Here is a 15,437-nt window from a genome sequence, read left to right as displayed (position 1 = left end):
CTAACGTGCCCGGTATGAGTCAACATTCCGCGTCCACCCAAGTTCCACCGCGCTGGCCGGCCCGGACCTGGATCGCGCTGCTGATCTGCAGCGGGGTGATCCTGCTCGACGGCCTGGACATCTCGATGATCACGGTCGCGATCCCGCAGATCCAGCACGAGCTGGGCATGACCGCGGCCGTGGCGCAGTGGCTGGCCGGGGCGTACATCCTGGCGTTCGGCAGCATCCTGTTGCTCGGTGGGCGGTGCGCCGACCTGTTCGGGCGGCGGCGGGTGCTCGTCGTTGCGATGACCGTGTTCGCCGTGGTCTCGCTGCTCGGCGCGCTGGCCACCGATCCGGTGCTGCTGATCGTGTCCCGGTTCCTGAAGGGCGCCGCGGCCGCGTTCACCGCGCCGGCCGCGATGTCGCTGCTGACCACCACGTTCCCCGAGGGTCCGCACCGGAACCGGGCGTTCGGGATCTTCAACGTCTTCGAGGCCTCCGGGTACTCCTCGGGGCTGCTCGTCGGCGGTCTGCTCGCCACGATCGACTGGCGGGCGACGTTCGTGCTGCCGATCCCGATCGCGGTCCTGCTGGTGTTCGCCGCGATCCGGTACCTGCCGCCCGACCCACCGCGGACCGAGCGGGAGCGGCTCGACGTCGGCGGAGCGGTGACGTTGCTCGGTGGGATGCTGCTGTTCGTGTTCACCGTGTCGTCGGCCGCGGACGCCGGGTGGACCTCGACCCGGACGATCGGCGGACTCGTGGTGGCCGCCGCACTCCTGACCGCGTTCGGCATGATCGAGCGGACCGTCCGCCGCCCGCTCGTCCGGCTCGGGATCTTCCGCAACCGCGCCCTGGCGACCGCGAACGTGAGCGCCGCCCTGTTGTACGGCGGGGCGATGGGCTTCCAGTTCCTGCTCGCCCTCTATCTGCAGAACGTGAACGGCTGGCAGCCCTGGCAGATGGCGTTCGTCCTGCTCCCGGCCGGCCTGATGGTCGTCCTCATCGGCCCGAAGCTCGGCGCCCTGCTGAGCCGGTACGGCGTGGGCCGGGTCCTGCTGACCGGGCTGGCCGCGTTCATCCCCGCGTACGCCCTGCTGCTGCGGCTCGGCCCCGAGCCGGACCTGTGGACGGTCCTGCTCCCCGCGTCGGTGTTGTGGGGGCTCGGCTTCGCGCTCAGCATCTCCGCGTTGATGGTCGCCGGGACCAGCGGGGTGGCCGACGAGGAGCAGGGCCTGGCGGCTGGGCTGCTGAACAGTTCGCTCCAGGTCGGCGGCGCGTCCGGTCTGGCCGTGGTCACCGCCGCGATCGCGCCCGGGACCGAGCCGGGGATGTTCCCGCCGGGGGTGTGGGTGATCCTGGCGTTCGCCGTGCTGACCCTGGTGGCGCAGGTCTTCCGCCGGTCCCGCTGAGCGGACTGCCCAAAACGACAAGCGCATTGTCGGCGGAGATGGTTACTGTCGTGGACGTGAGTGAGCAGCGGGAGTCTCTCGTGCACGCGCGGGGTCTGCGGAAGTCGTACGGCGACTTCGAGGCGGTCGCGGGGATCGACCTGGACGTCTGGAAGGGCGAGGCCTTCGGGTTCCTCGGGCCGAACGGCGCCGGCAAGTCCTCCACCATGCGGATGATCGGCGCCGTCTCGCCGACCAGCGGCGGCACGCTGCGGATCCTCGGCCAGGACCCGGCGGTGGACGGGCCGGCGATCCGGGCCCGGCTCGGCGTCTGCCCGCAGGACGACACCCTCGACGTCGAGCTGTCCGTCCTGGAGAACCTGACCATCTACGGCCGGTACTTCGGGCTCAGCCGGGCCGAGTGCCGGGAGCGGGCGGAGCAGCTGCTCGAGTTCGTCGCCCTGACCGAGAAGGCGAAGGTCAAGGTGGACGAGCTGTCCGGCGGGATGAAGCGGCGGCTGACGATCGCCCGGTCGCTGGTGAGCCGGCCGGACCTGCTGCTGCTCGACGAGCCGACCACCGGACTCGACCCGCAGGCCCGGCACCTGTTGTGGGACAAGCTGTTCCGGCTGAAGCAGACCGGGGTGACGCTGATCATCACCACGCACTACATGGACGAGGCCGAGCAGTTGTGCGACCGGCTGGTGGTGATGGACGGCGGCCTGATCGCGGCGGAGGGCTCGCCGGCCGAGCTGATCCGGGACTACTCCACCCGCGAGGTCACCGAGCTGCGGTTCGGGCCGGAGGTGATGCTCGCCGACCACGATGCGCTGGCCGGCAAGGTCGAGGATCTGGCCCAGCGGGTCGAGGTGCTGCCCGATCGCCTGCTGCTCTACACCGACGACGGTGAGCACGCGGCGGCCGCGGTGCACGAGCGTGGTCTGCAGCCGGCCGCGGTCCTGGTCCGCCGGTCCACGCTCGAGGACGTCTTCCTGCGGCTCACCGGCCGGACGTTGGTGGACTGATGACCGCGGTCCTGGTCGAGAACGGCCGCCGTCAGTTCGACTACTGGCTCACCGTCTACAAGCGGACCTGGAAGGGCAGCCTGGTCAGCAGCTTCCTGCTGCCGCTGCTCTACCTGGCCGCGATGGGGATCGGGCTCGGGTCCTTCGTCGACGAGAACGGTACCGGCGCCCTCGGCGGAGTCAGCTATCTGCAGTACATCGCGCCCGGCTTGCTCGCGGCGACCGCGTTGCAGATCGCCGTGAGCGAGTCGACGTACCCGGTGATGGGCGGGATCAAGTGGCACAAGTTCTACTACTCGATGATCGCCACGCCGCTGCGGCCGGCCGACGTGATGTACGGGCAGCTCGCGTTCATCGCGTTCCGGGTGCTGACCACGTGCACGGTGTTCACGGTGGTGATCGCGATGTTCGGCGGGCTCGCCACGCCACTCGGGCTGCTCGGATTGCCGGTCGCGCTGCTGGTCGGGATGGCCGCGTCGGCGCCGGTCTGCGCGGTCGCGACCCGGCTGGAGAACGACTCCGGCTTCGCGATGATCTTCCGGTTCGGGGTGATCCCGGCGTTCTTGTTCTCGGGTGCGTTCTTCCCGGTCTCGCAGTTGCCGGACTGGATCGAGTGGCTCGCGTACCTGAGCCCGTTGTGGCACGGCGTCGAGCTGGCGCGTGACCTCAGCCTGGACACGGTCGAGCCGCTGCCCGCCCTGGGCAACCTGCTGTACCTCGGCGCGTGGTTCGGCGTCGGCACCTGGTTCGCGGTCCGCGGCCTGACCCGGAGGTTGATCAAATGACGGGGACCCTGACCGCGCGGGTGGTCCCGCTGCCGGTCCGGCTCGGCGCGGGCCGGCACCTGGTCGAGCGGAACTACCTGGTCTACCGGCGGTCCTGGGTGGTGTTCGTCTCCGGCTTCTTCGAGCCGGTGTTCTACCTGCTGTCGATCGGGATCGGGGTGGCCCAGCTGGTCGGCGACTTCACCCTGGCCGACGGCACCGTGATCGGGTACGCCGCCTTCGTGGCGCCGGCGATGCTGGCCAGTTCGGCGATGAACGGCGCCATCTTCGACTCGACGTACAACATCTTCTTCCGGATGAAGTACGCCCGGTTGTACGACTCGATGCTGGCCACGCCGTTGCGGCCGTGGGACGTGGCGACGGGTGAGGTGACGTGGGCGTTGCTACGGGGCGCCTGCTACTCGGCGATGTTCATCGTGGTGATGCTGGTGCTCGGCCTGATCGAGTCGTGGTGGGCCGTGCTCGCGTTGCCGGTCGCGGTGCTGATCGGGTTCGCGTTCGCCGGGGCCGGGATGGCGCTGACCACGTTCATGCGCAGCTGGCAGGACTTCGAGTTCGTCCAGCTGATCATCATGCCGATGTTCCTGTTCTCGGCGACCTTCTACCCGGTCGAGACGTACCCCGGGGCGATCCGCTGGCTGGTCCAGCTCACCCCGCTGTACCAGGGCGTCGCGCTGGAACGCGCCCTCACCACGGGCACCGTCGGCTGGACGATGATCCTGAACGCCCTGTACCTCGCGGCGATGGGCGCCCTCGGTCTGTACGTCGCCTCCCGCCGGCTCGGCCGGCTCCTGCTCAAGTAGCCAGCAGCCGCTTCAGCCAGTAGTCGCCGCCACCCAGCATCGAGCGGCGGCTCGGCCCGGACAGGTGCTCGGACAGGTGCAGGTAGGTCATCGTCTGGTGCAGGATGCCGACCTGCCCGGCCAGCTCGACGGCCCGGCGAAGGTCGTCCACTCCCGCGTACTCCGACCACTCCGCGAGGTACGCGTCCCGCAGAAGCTCGGCCGTCGCCGGATCCGAGGTCACCGCGGTCGCCTGCTCGAAGAACGTCACCAGGTCGAGGAACGGATGGGACACGGCCGCGTCGGTCCAGTCGAACGCGAGCGCCCGGCCGTCCCGGATCGCGACGTTGCGCGGGTGCAGATCCCCGTGCAGCAAGGTCTCCGGGACCCCGATCGCGGCGAGCTCCTGGATCGCGGTACCGAACCGCCCCGCCGCCTCACGAAGTTTGTCGCGATCCCCGGGATCGAGCCGGTCGGTCAGCAGATTCGGCCCGAACAGCCGATCAAGCTCGCCGGTCAGGAGCTCGAGCCGGCGATCCACACAGGCGTACTCCAGCAACGTGTCGGCCCGGCCGACAAAGGCACGCTGCAACCGGGCATGCCCACGCACGGCCGCGAGCCACAGTTCCACATCATCGCTGTCCGCCAGCGCCGTCCCGAGATCGGGCAGCACCATCCAGGCCCGGTCCTCGTCGATCGCGAGCGGCGTGACCACGAATTCGGGCAACTTGCTCGACAACGCGTGCAGCACCCGCGGCTCGTGGGCGAACAACAGCGCCGGCGCATCCGGCCGGATCGGTACCACCGTGCTGGTGTGCGCCTGCGCCTTGAAGTACACGTCCCCGGCCTCGGTCGGACAGCGCAGCACATTCGACAGACCCCACGTCCGCACCTGCGTCGGTATGCCGGTGCGCCGCGTCCCCGCCACGGCCAGCTGCTCGTCGAGCCAGGGCAGCGCCTCGGCGTACCAGCCCGGCCTCGTCCACGCCGGAGTCACCGGGTGTCCGACCGGCAGGGCGAGGTGTTCGCCGGCCAGCTTGAGCGTGGAGTCCTCGGTCAGGTCCTGGCCAGGTACCGGCTGGTCGCTGACGAGCAGGTACGAGACCCGGCCCGGCTCGTCGGCGAGACAGGTGAGCACGTAACCGTCGATGCCAAGCTGCTCGCGCAAAGCCCGCAACGGGTCCTCGACGTCGGGAAACCAGACCTTCTCCGGGATCGACACGGTCACCGGTCCCCGCGGGTCCGAGCCTTCCGGGTCCACCATGACAGCGCTGATCGTCGTCGTCTCGGGCACCGACGGATCGTAGGTCGACGGATCCGGATCCCACACCTGGTTTAACCGCTCACGCGCAGTCCCCGGCCGACGACGCTGCGGAACTATCCACCCCGGCTCGGCGTCGGACAGGGCATGATCCTGCGGCTGACGAATTCGATCGACGCGTTCCGCCGGGGGCAGCGGGTCCGGGCCGAGCTGCGAGCACCCCGAGAGCGGTTGCCGGGTGGGCGGCGGCAGTGGATCGCGAAGTCGATGCGCTGGATGGCCGACGAGTTCGGCACCGACGTGCTGCGCCGGCCGATCGTCCTGCCCGACGACGTGATCCCCGACGGGTACGACGGCAGCCTGGCCGCGGCCGAAGCGGTGACGGCCCGGATCCGGGAGCGGATGGACATCCCCGCCGACCGCCTCGAGATCTGCTTCGACCTGCCGGACACGCGGAGCCGCCGACCGGCCCGCTCCGGGTCCCGGCCATTGGTGAAGGAGCTGAGCGGCCGGTGGATCAGGGGAGAGGACCACAACCGCATCTGGCTCGTCCCGGCGCTGGCTGAGGACCCGGTCGCGCTGGTGGCCGTGTGCGCGCACGAGGCGGGCCACGAAATCCTGCTCGGTGACGGGCGGATCTCGCCGATCGCGCGGCCCGACCACGAGTCGCTGACCGATCTGCTCACCGTCTTCTTCGGACTCGGCATCTTCACCGCCAACGCCGCGTACGACGTGCGCACGCATCCCGGTGGACGGAAGCTTCCGCTCGCCCGTGGGTACCTGCGCGAGGACGCGCTGGCCGAGGCGCTCGCGTACTACGCGGCCCTCCGCGACGAACGCGACCCCGACTGGGCGCAGTACCTGGACCGTCCGGTCCGCCGAAGGCTGGCCAACAACCGCCACCTCGGCAGGCGGCCGCGGTAACGCAAATTGCCGCCACATCAGCAGGCATCGCTATTACTGTGAGGACGTGATCGATGCCAGGGACATCGTGCGGGCGGCGGACCTGCTGCATGACGTCGTGGCGCCGACGCCGTTGGAGTACTCGCGGTGGCTGAGTGAGCTCGTCGGCGGCGAGGTGTTCCTCAAGTGCGAGAACCTGCAGCGGACCGGCTCGTTCAAGCTGCGCGGCGCGTACGTGCGGATGGCGCGGCTGTCGAAGAAGGAGCGGGCCCGCGGCGTGGTCGCGGCGAGCGCCGGCAACCACGCGCAGGGGGTCGCGCTGGCGGCGCAGTTGCTCGGGATCGACGCGACCGTGTTCATGCCGTACGGGGCCCCGATCCCGAAGGAGAAGGCGACCCGCGCCTACGGTGCGGACGTGCGCTTCGCCGGCACCTCGATCGACGACTGCCTGGCCGCCGCCTCCGAGTTCGAGCGGGAGACCGGCGCGATCCTGATTCATCCCTTCGACCACCCGGACATCGTGGCCGGGCAGGCGACCACCGGGCTGGAGATCGTCGAGCAGTGCCCGCAGGTCCGGACTGTCGTCGTCCCCACCGGGGGCGGCGGCCTGATCGCGGGCATCGCGTCGGCCATGCAACGCGACGGTATGCCGATCGGCGTGGTCGGGGTGCAGGCGGCCGCGGCCGCGGCGTACCCGGCGTCGCTCGCCGCCGGTGAACCGGTTGCCCTGGACAAGATGGCGACGATGGCCGACGGGATCGCGGTCGGGCTGCCGGGCAAGGTGCCGTTCGAGGTGATCCGGGAGCACGTCGACGAGATCGTCACGGTCGACGAGGATTCGTTGTCGAAGGCCCTCTTGCTGGTGCTGGAACGCGCCAAGCTGATGGTCGAACCGGCCGGTGCCGCCGGAGTGGCCGCCGTGCTGGACGATCCGTTGCGGTTCGAGCCGCCGGTCGTCGTCGTGCTGACCGGTGGCAACATCGATCCCCTGTTACTCCTGCGCGTCCTCCGGCACGGCCTGGCGGCGGCGGGGCGGTACCTCTCGTTGCGGGTCCGGATCCCGGACACGCCGGGCGGCCTCGCCACCCTGCTGACCCGGCTGGCGCAGGAGGAGGCGAACATCATCGAGGTACTGCACGAACGGATCTCGGCCTCGCTGCACCTGGACGAGGTGGAGGTCGCCCTGCAACTGGAGACCCGGGGTGAGGAGCACCGGATGAGGGTATTGGCCAGTCTGGACAGCAACGGGTACACGTACACCCTGAACTGAGGAGCAAGTCGTGAAGGTCGTCGCCCTAGTGGCCGCAGCCGCTGTTTTGTTCACCGCCGCCTGCACGCCGGGCTCGGACAACCCGGGTGGGTCGGCGAGTACGCCGAGCTCGGTGAAGACCGACGCCGCGTCACTCGGCGACGTCACCCTGACCGTCTGGGACCAGGAGGTGCGGGGTGGTCAGGCGGCCCAGATGGCCGAGCTGAACAAGCAGTTCCAGGCCAAGTACCCGAACATCAAGCTCAACCGGGTCTCCCGTTCCTTCGACGACCTGAAGACACAGCTGCGACTGGCCCTGACCGGCAACGACGCCCCCGACGTCGTCCAGGCGAACAACGGCCGCTCGGACATGGGCGAGTTCGTCAAAGCGGGCCAGCTGGTCCCGCTGGACGAGTGGGCGAAGGCGTACGACTGGGGCAGCCGGTACCCGGCCTCCGTCCTGCAGTACTCGCGGTACTCCGCCGACGGCAAGACGTTCGGCGAGGGCAACCTGTACGGGCTGCCGCAGGTCGGCGAGGTCGTCGGGATCTACTACAACAAGGAGAAGCTGGCCAAGCTCGGCGTGCAGCCGCCGAAGACATGGGCCGAGTTCGAGGACGCGCTGGCCAAGGCGAAGGCGGCCGGCGAGGTCCCGATGCAGCTCGGCAACCTGGACAAGTGGCCGGCCATCCACGTCTTCGGCACGGTCCAGGGCCGGTTCACCCCGGCCGACCAGATCACCACCCTCGCCTTCGGCCGGTCCGGTGCCTCCTGGAAGACGCCGGAGAACACCAAGGCCGCCGAGGCGCTGGTGTCGTGGGTGGACAAGGGGTACTTCAACTCCGGCGTCAACGGGCAGGGGTACGACCCGGCCTGGCAGGACTTCGGCAAGGGCAAGGGTGTCTTCCTGATCGCCGGGACCTGGCTGCAGGCCGATCTGCAGAAGGCGCTCGGTGACAAGGTCGGGTTCATGCTGCCGCCGGGGCAGGCGGCCGACGCGAAGCCGGTCGTCACCGGCGGGACCGGGCTGCCGTTCGCGGTCACCAACAAGGCGAAGAACCCGGACGCGGCCGCGGCGTACATCAACTTCATCACCAGCCCGGACGCGATGAAGGTGCTCACCTCGACCGGTAACCTGCCGATCGCCGACACCTCCAGCCAGCAGGCGCCGCCCGGACTCGCCGCCGACGTGTTCAGCAGCTTCGGGACCGCGGTCAGCAAGGAGGGCCTGGTGCCGTACCTCGACTACGCCACGCCGACCATGTACGACACCCTCGGTGCCGCGCTGCAGGACCTGACCGCCAAGAAGGCGACCCCGGACCAGTTCCTCACCAAGCTCGAGACCGACTACAGCAAGTTCGCCGGCCAGTGAGGGCCCGCGCGGCCACTGCGCGGGCCGCCCGGGCCGGCCGCGGCGCCCCGCCGGGGGAGCCGCGCAGGATCGGGTACCTCTACCTGTTACCGGCGCTGGTCGTCTACGGCCTGTTCCTGCTCTACCCGCTCGGCCGGGCCGTGCACCTGTCCTTCTTCGAGTGGGACGGCATCACGCTCGGCAAGTTCGTTGGCCTGAGCAACTATGCCGACGTGGTCGCGGACGCCGGGCTGCGGGCCGCGTTCGGGCACGCGCTGGTGCTGATCGTCTTCTACGCGGTCCTGCCGGTCGTGATCGGGCTCGCGCTCGCGTCGGTCCTGCAGCGAGCGCGGGTCCGTGGGCTCGGCTTCTTCCGGACCGTCGTGTTCCTGCCGCAGGTGGTCGCGATGGTCGTGGTCGCCGTTGCCTGGCGCCACATCTACGCGCCGGACGGCCCGCTCAACGACGTACTGCGGGCCGTCGGGCTCGACTCGCTCGCGCGCGGCTGGCTCGGCGACTACACGTTCGCCCTGCCCGCCGTCGGCGTGATCGGGACCTGGTTCGAGACCGGTCTGGTCACCGTGCTGCTGCTGGCCGGGATGGCCCGGATCCCGCGGGAGCGGTACGAGGCGGCGCGGCTCGACGGGGCCGGGCCGTTCGCCGAGTTCTTCGCGGTCGTGCTGCCCGCGGTCCGCGGTGAGATCGCGGTCGCGGTGACGTTGACGGTGATCGCGGCGTTGCGGACGTTCGACCTGGTCTACGTGACCACCAGCGGAGGACCGGGGACGTCGACCACGGTCCCGTCGTACGAGGTGTACCACCGGGCGTTCGAGCTCGGCCAGGTCGGTTCGGCGGCCGCGATCGGGGTCTGCCTGACCGTGCTGATCTTCGTCATCACGCTCGGCGTGAACCGGATCGCGGATCGGGGTACCGCATGAGGGCGTCGGCGGCCGAGCGCTTCGGCAACTACCTGCTGCTGGCGGTCTTCGGTCTCTTCGCGCTGGCGCCGATCGTCTCCATCGTCACCGCGGCGCTCGGCCCGGACGACGCGGGCGGCGGGACCAGCGGCTTCGGCAACTTCGGCCGCGCCTGGGAGGTCGGCCACTTCGGCACGTACCTGCGGACGAGTGTGCTGGTGTCGGTGACCGTGGTGATCGCGAGTGTGCTGCTGTCGATCCTCAGCGGGTACGCGTTCGGCACGATGCGGTTCCGCGGGGCGGGGCCGCTGTTCTACCTGTTCCTGGTCGGGATCATGATGCCGACCGAGGCGATCGTGGTGCCGCTGTACTTCGACCTGCGCTCGCTCGGGCTGACCAACACGTTCTGGTCGGTCGCATTGCCGCAGGTCGCCCAATCGGTGGCCTTCGGCACGTTCTGGATGCGGGCGTACTTCCGCTCCTCCAGCCGGTCCCTGGTGGAGGCGGCCCGGCTGGACGGGGCCGGTCACTGGCGGACGTTGTGGCAGGTGCTGGTCCCGCCGGCGCGGCCCGCGCTGGTGACGTTGATCGTCCTGGTCTTCATGTGGACGTGGAACGAGTTCCTGATCCCGCTGGTGATGGTGACGAGCGAGTCGCTGCGGACCGCGCCGCTCGGACTCGCGTTCTTCTCCGGCCAGTACACCTCGGGCTTCACGTTGCTGGCGGCCGGTGCCGTGATCGTGGGGACGCCGGTGGTACTGATCTACGCGTTCCTGCAGCGGCACTTCATCCAGGGCATGCTCGAAGGCGCCGTGCGCGAGTAGCTCCGCCGGCGCCGCGTCCCGCGGTACTAGTCGGCCGGCTCGCAGCTCTTCAGCAGGGGAGCGTGCAGCCGGTCGGCGAGGACCTGGCGCTGGGTCGGCTGCGCCTCGGTCTGCCGGAGCAGGCCCTCGTCGGTGAGCCGGACGTTCACCGCGCGCCGGTCCTCGGGGCACATGTGCCGCTCGACCAGCCCGGCCGTCTCCAGCCGGCCGATCACACGGGACAGCGCGCTCTGGCTCAGGTGCACCGACTTGGCGATCTGCTGCACCTTCGCCGACTGCTCGGGCAGCTCGGCCAGCCGCTCGAGCACCTCGTACTCGCTCATGCCCAGCTGGTGACCGGCCTGTAGCGCACGGTCCAGCGCACAGGTCAGGTCGGCGTGCCGGGCCAGCAGCTCGCGCCAGGCGCGCACGTCGGTGCCGGTCTCCTCCGCGCTGGTCTCACCAGGGCCGGCGCTGACCTTCGTCTCGGTCATGCCGGCGACATTATCATGCACACGCATTTCATGCAAATGCATTTAATGCCTAGACATTAGATGCACATGCATGCAAAGCTCTCTCCTCGTGACACAGACAACGCACACCACATCACCGGACCGCCTGACCTGGGACGCGCGCCTCTGGGGCGCCCTCCTGGTGGTCTGCGGCGTGATCTTTCTCGACGGCCTGGACGTGTCCATGGTCGGGATGTCCCTGCCCGCCATCGGCGCCGACCTCGGCGTCCCGCTCTCGTCACTGCAGTGGGTCGTCACGGGGTACGTGCTCGGGTACGGCGGTCTGCTGCTGCTCGGCGGCCGGACCGCGGACCTGCTCGGCCGCCGCCGGGTGTTCCTGATCGCCCTCGCCGTCTTCGCCGTGGTCTCGATGCTGAGCTCACTGGCCACCAACCCCGAACTGCTCATCGCCGCGCGGTTCGTGAAGGGCGTCGCCGCCGCGTTCACCGCGCCGGCCGCGCTCTCGATCATCACCACGACCTTCCACGAGGGCCCGGACCGCAACCGCGCCCTCAGCATCTTCACCACCTGCGCCGCCAGCGGGTTCTCGATGGGCCTGATCCTGGGCGGCGCGCTGACCGAGGTCGGCTGGCGCTGGACCTTCCTGATGCCCGGCCCGGTCGCGCTGATCGTCTTCCTGTTCGCGCTGAAGCTGATCCCGAACAGCCCTCGGGACGACTCGGCCGGCGGCTACGACGTCCCCGGCGCCGTCACCGTCACGGCCGGCATGCTGTCCCTGGTGTACGCCGTGGTCGGTGCCGAGCACGCCGGCTGGGTGTCGCTGCAGACCATCGGCCTGTTCGTCCTCGCGGTCGCGATGCTGACCACATTCGTCCTGGTCGAGCGCAAGTCGAAGCACCCGCTGGTCCGGCTCGGGATCCTGCGGCAGGCACCGCTGCGCCGCGCCAACCTGGCCATCCTGACCGTCTTCGGCGCGTACGTCGCCTTCCAGCTGATCGGCACGCTGTACCTGCAGAACCTGCTCGGCTGGTCCTCGTTCGAGACCGCGCTCGGCTTCCTGCCCGCCGGTCTGCTGGTGGCCACCCTGTCGCCGCAGATGGGCAAGCTGGCCGACCGGATCGGTACCGAGCGGATGATCGTGGCCGGGATGGCGCTGTTCGTCGCCGGCTACGCCCTGTCGCTGCGGATCGGCCCGGAGTCGGCGTACTTCGCGACCGTCTTCCCGACGATCATGCTGATCGGTCTCGGCTTCGCGATCGCCTTCCCGGCGCTGAACATCCAGGCCACCTCGGGGGTCGCGGACCACGAGCAGGGGCTGGCCTCCGGGCTCTTCAACACCTCGAACCAGGTCGGCGGCGCGATCATGCTGGCCGTCGTCACCGCGGTGATCAGCAGCCAGTCGGCCGGCGTGACCACGGCGGCCGGGATGCTGACGGCGTACAAGCCGGCGCTCGCGGTCGTCACCGGGATCGCGGCGGTCGGTCTGCTGATCGGTCTCACCGGGCTGCGCGGCCTGCGGGCGCGCCGGGCCCTGGAGGCTCAGGAGGCCGCTGAACTGGAAGCCGTGCAGCGCGAGCTGTCGCGGGAGGAAGTCACGCCGGCGGCGTGAACCACGCGCTCGGCTGACGACAACAACCGGCTCTGTCGAGTCGTGCAGTCAATACAGAGCGCAGTGCGGGTCTCGGGCTACTCCGCCGGGACCCGCACTGCCGTGTTCGGGAGGTTTCGGGGCGATCCCTTATTGGTTTGGCCCGGTGCGGGTGCTGGACTGGGGTCATGAGCGAGAGCGACTACGACCGCCGGGTCAAGGACATCCTCGACCGGGTCGCCCAGGGCCACCTGACCAGCGAAGAGGCCGCGACGCTGATCGCGGCCCTCACCAAGCCGACCCCACCGACCGGTCCGGTCGCCCAGCCCGAGACCCGAGCCGACGCCGGTACCCCCGCCGACGCCGGAGCCGCGTCCGGATCAGCAGCCGGATCCCCGGCAGGCTCCGCGGTCGGTGACGACGTGCCGTCCACCTCGGTGTGGGCCGACGCGGTCGATTCGCCGACCACGGGCGCTTCGACCCCTGCGGCCGATGCGCCGACGGTTACCTCGGCCGGGGACGCGCCGGCGGAGAGCGTCGTGGACGACGCGCCCGCGGACGCAGGTGCGGCGGCCTCGCCGGTCGAGGGCGCGGTGCTGGACGAGCCGCTGGACGCCGAGCCGACCGAGGACGAGCGCGAGGCCGAGCACAGCAACGTCCCGGTGCCGTCCGGGGTGCAGCGGGTGACGATCCGGGCGATCGGCCGGCGGGTCCGGCTGATCGGCGAGCCGGCCATCAACGGCGTCGCGGTGGACGGGCCGCACGTGATCAAGCGGGACGGCGACACGCTCGCGATCAACAGCGAGGGCGACATGGGCGTCTCGATCGACGGGTTCAGCATGTTGCGGACCCGGTCGGTCGGCGATCTCAAGTCGCACGTGAACGGCTTCGCCAAGGAGCTGTCGATCCGGGTCAACCCGATGCTCGAGGTCGAGATCGAGGTGACCGGCGGCAGCGTCGTCGCGGAACGGCTGCCCGGCCTGCAGCGGGTCCGCGTGACCGCCGGGACGGCCAAGGTGACCGACGTCGACGGCCCGATCGACCTGCTGGTCCAGGCGGGCTCGGCGCACCTCGACGCACAGGTCACCAAGGGCCGGTCCCGGGTCCGGGTCGAGTCGGGCTCAGCGACCGTCAACCTGCGGCGCGGATCCGATGTCCGGGTGCACACCGAGTCGCAGCTCGGCCGGGTCACCTGGACGGGAGCCGTCAACGGCCAGTCCAAGGACGTGGAGATCGGCCGCGGCCGGGCCGCCCTCGACGTCGAGGTCCTCGTCGGCTCCGCGCAGATCAGCTCGGACTGACGGCCCCCGGTAAGACTGACGGTGGCGCCGGATGCGCCGCCGTCCCGCGTCAACCAGCGGTGACCAGCCCAGCCTCGTAGGCGGTGATGACGAGCTGGGCGCGGTCGCGGGCGGCCAGTTTGGCGAGCAGGTTCCCGATGTGGGTCTTGACCGTCTTGATCGAGATGCGCAGGGCCGCCGAGATCTCGTCGTTGGACAGGCCGCGGGCGACCAGGACCAGTACCTCGGTCTCGCGCTCGGTCAGCCGGTCGACCGATCGGGACCGGTGGGCCGTCGGCCGGTCGAGGTAGTGCTCGACGAGCCGGGTCACGATCCGCGGGGCGAACAACGACTCCCCACGGTGGGTCCGGCGGACGGCGTCGAGCAGCTGGTCGGGCTCGGCGTCCTTGAGCAGGAAGCCGCTAGCGCCCGCACGGAGCGCGGCGTACACGTACTCGTCGAGCTCGAACATGCTCAGGACCAGCACGCGGGTGCCGTTCAGCAGGCCGGTGAGCTGTCGAGTGGCCTCGATGCCGTCGCCGCCGGGCATCCGGATGTCCATCAGGACGACGTCGGGCCGCAGCTCCCGACCGCGTTCGACGGTCTCCCGTCCTGTACCGGCCTGACCGACCACGGTCAGGCCGTCGGTGGCGTCGATGAGCAGGGCGAGGCTGTGTCGTAGCAGGGGCTGGTCGTCGGCGATCAGTACGCGGATGGGCGCGTTCACTCGGCGAGCCCGTCGGGGAGTCGGGCGATGACCACGAAGCCGCCTCGCTCCGGTCTCGCCTCCAGAGTGCCGCCGAGAGCGGTGACCCGTTCGTGCAGACCGGTGAGGCCGTGTCCTCCACCGAGGTGAGCGGTCCAGCCGTCTACCGGTCCTTCGTCACGGTACGACGACTGCAGTACGCCGTCCTCGCGGCGTACGGCGAGGTGGGCGCGGGTGGGACCGCAGTGGCGCAGCGTGTTGTTCAGCGCCTCCCGTACTACGGCGCAGACGGTGAGCTGCGCGCCCGGGGAGACGTCGTCCAGCTCGGGCAGGTCGGCGGTGACCCGGAGACCGGCGTCGCGGGCCTCGTCGATGATCGCCGGCAGGTCGTCGAGCGTTTCCGCGGGCCGCAGTGGCGCCGACTCGCCGTTCTCGGAACGCAGCACGTTCAGCATCCGCCGCAGTTCCGTCGTGGTCCCGCGGCTGACCTGCTCGATGTCGGTCAGTGCCGCGTTCAGCCCGGTCGCGCTGTCGGCTCCCGCTCTGCGGGCGACGGCGGCCCGGATGGTGATCAGGCCCAGCCCGTGCGAGACCAGGTCGTGCAGGTCCCGGGCGATCCGCAGGCGTTCGGCCTGGGCCGCTTGCTCGCCGGCCCACGCGGTCAGGCGTTCCTCGTACTCGCGCCGCTGCCGGCGACTGCGGATCACGGCCCACACCGATACCGCGATCGCGAGCCCGCTGATCACGACCGGAGCGATCAGGGTGGCCGGCGCCTCGCCGCCGGCGACCAGGAGAAGGCTTGCGAGCAGCACCGCGACGGTACCGGCGGCCGCACGAACGCCTGAGGATCGGGTCGGTCGGCCAGCCTCCACGGGGCGAGTCTAGATTCGCCGGCCGGGCGGGACATCGGACCCAGGTCTGACAGACCCCGGTCGGAGGCG

15 protein-coding genes are annotated in these 15,437 nt (G+C 70.3%); 11 read left to right on the top strand and 4 right to left on the bottom strand.

Annotation, left to right across the window (positions count from 1 at the left end; genetic code table 11):
* Nucleotides 1-14: 14 nt before the first annotated feature.
* Genes FB561_RS36205 through FB561_RS36190 form a run of 4 tightly spaced genes read left to right on the top strand, consistent with a single transcriptional unit; the run spans nt 15 to nt 3,986 of the window.
* Nucleotides 15-1,394 (top strand): MFS transporter, encoded by a 1,380-nt coding sequence (locus FB561_RS36205; protein WP_145814593.1) that lies wholly within the window; start codon nt 15-17, stop codon nt 1,392-1,394.
* Between the two features lie 56 nt (nt 1,395-1,450).
* Nucleotides 1,451-2,398: an ABC transporter ATP-binding protein gene (locus tag FB561_RS36200; RefSeq protein WP_202881018.1), complete on the top strand. Its 948-nt coding sequence runs from the start codon at nt 1,451-1,453 to the stop codon at nt 2,396-2,398.
* The gene (locus tag FB561_RS36195; protein ID WP_145814591.1) at nt 2,398-3,183 is read left to right on the top strand and encodes an ABC transporter permease; all 786 of its coding nucleotides are present in this window, start codon (nt 2,398-2,400) and stop codon (nt 3,181-3,183) included. Before FB561_RS36200 ends, FB561_RS36195 begins: the two co-directional genes overlap by 1 nt.
* The gene (locus tag FB561_RS36190; protein WP_145814590.1) at nt 3,180-3,986 is read left to right on the top strand and encodes an ABC transporter permease; all 807 of its coding nucleotides are present in this window, start codon (nt 3,180-3,182) and stop codon (nt 3,984-3,986) included. Before FB561_RS36195 ends, FB561_RS36190 begins: the two co-directional genes overlap by 4 nt.
* Here FB561_RS36190 and FB561_RS38115 read toward each other — a convergent pair.
* A complete protein-coding gene (locus tag FB561_RS38115) occupies nt 3,979-5,259 on the bottom strand; it encodes a phosphotransferase family protein (protein ID WP_170284951.1) in 1,281 nt (426 codons plus the stop codon). The two genes, FB561_RS36190 and FB561_RS38115, sit on opposite strands and share 8 nt — an antisense overlap.
* 114 nt (nt 5,260-5,373) lie before the next feature.
* On the opposite strand from FB561_RS38115, the gene FB561_RS38110 reads away from it, so the two are divergent.
* From FB561_RS38110 to FB561_RS36165, 5 genes are read left to right on the top strand one after another with little or no spacing between them, the layout of a single operon-like run.
* On the top strand, nt 5,374-6,150 hold the full coding sequence (locus FB561_RS38110) for a hypothetical protein (protein ID WP_170284950.1): 777 nt from the start codon (nt 5,374-5,376) through the stop codon (nt 6,148-6,150).
* A gap of 46 nt (nt 6,151-6,196) precedes the next feature.
* Nucleotides 6,197-7,399 (top strand): threonine ammonia-lyase, encoded by a 1,203-nt coding sequence (ilvA, locus tag FB561_RS36180; protein WP_145814588.1) that lies wholly within the window; start codon nt 6,197-6,199, stop codon nt 7,397-7,399.
* A 10-nt stretch (nt 7,400-7,409) separates the two neighbouring features.
* Nucleotides 7,410-8,750 (top strand): extracellular solute-binding protein, encoded by a 1,341-nt coding sequence (locus FB561_RS36175; protein WP_145814587.1) that lies wholly within the window; start codon nt 7,410-7,412, stop codon nt 8,748-8,750.
* Complete coding sequence (locus FB561_RS36170; protein WP_145814586.1) at nt 8,747-9,667, top strand: carbohydrate ABC transporter permease; 921 nt, start codon at nt 8,747-8,749, stop codon at nt 9,665-9,667. Before FB561_RS36175 ends, FB561_RS36170 begins: the two co-directional genes overlap by 4 nt.
* Complete coding sequence (locus FB561_RS36165; RefSeq protein ID WP_145814585.1) at nt 9,664-10,470, top strand: carbohydrate ABC transporter permease; 807 nt, start codon at nt 9,664-9,666, stop codon at nt 10,468-10,470. Before FB561_RS36170 ends, FB561_RS36165 begins: the two co-directional genes overlap by 4 nt.
* Nucleotides 10,471-10,496: 26 nt before the next feature.
* Here FB561_RS36165 and FB561_RS36160 read toward each other — a convergent pair whose 3' ends face one another.
* Nucleotides 10,497-10,943 carry a MarR family winged helix-turn-helix transcriptional regulator gene (locus FB561_RS36160; protein WP_170284949.1) on the bottom strand — a complete coding sequence of 149 codons (447 nt, stop codon included), beginning with the start codon at nt 10,941-10,943 and terminating at the stop codon, nt 10,497-10,499.
* Between the two features lie 88 nt (nt 10,944-11,031).
* On the opposite strand from FB561_RS36160, the gene FB561_RS36155 reads away from it, so the two are divergent.
* Nucleotides 11,032-12,531, top strand: a complete 1,500-nt coding sequence (locus tag FB561_RS36155; RefSeq protein ID WP_145814583.1) for an MFS transporter — start codon at nt 11,032-11,034, stop codon at nt 12,529-12,531.
* 167 nt (nt 12,532-12,698) lie between these two features.
* On the top strand, nt 12,699-13,811 hold the full coding sequence (locus FB561_RS36150) for a hypothetical protein (protein ID WP_145814582.1): 1,113 nt from the start codon (nt 12,699-12,701) through the stop codon (nt 13,809-13,811).
* 49 nt (nt 13,812-13,860) lie between these two features.
* On the opposite strand, the gene FB561_RS36145 is transcribed toward FB561_RS36150, so the two are convergent.
* Nucleotides 13,861-14,517 carry a response regulator gene (locus FB561_RS36145; RefSeq protein WP_145814581.1) on the bottom strand — a complete coding sequence of 219 codons (657 nt, stop codon included), beginning with the start codon at nt 14,515-14,517 and terminating at the stop codon, nt 13,861-13,863.
* A complete protein-coding gene (locus tag FB561_RS36140; protein ID WP_145814580.1) occupies nt 14,514-15,368 on the bottom strand; it encodes a sensor histidine kinase in 855 nt (284 codons plus the stop codon). The genes FB561_RS36145 and FB561_RS36140 overlap by 4 nt, the downstream gene beginning before the upstream one ends.
* Nucleotides 15,369-15,437: the final 69 nt, after the last annotated feature.

The sequence above is a fragment of the Kribbella amoyensis genome, assembly GCF_007828865.1.
In the GTDB taxonomy this organism is placed as follows: Bacteria; Actinomycetota; Actinomycetes; order Propionibacteriales; family Kribbellaceae; genus Kribbella; species Kribbella amoyensis.
The sequence above is the reverse complement of the archived record's forward strand: the minus strand, read 5'-3'. Positions and strand labels throughout refer to the sequence as shown.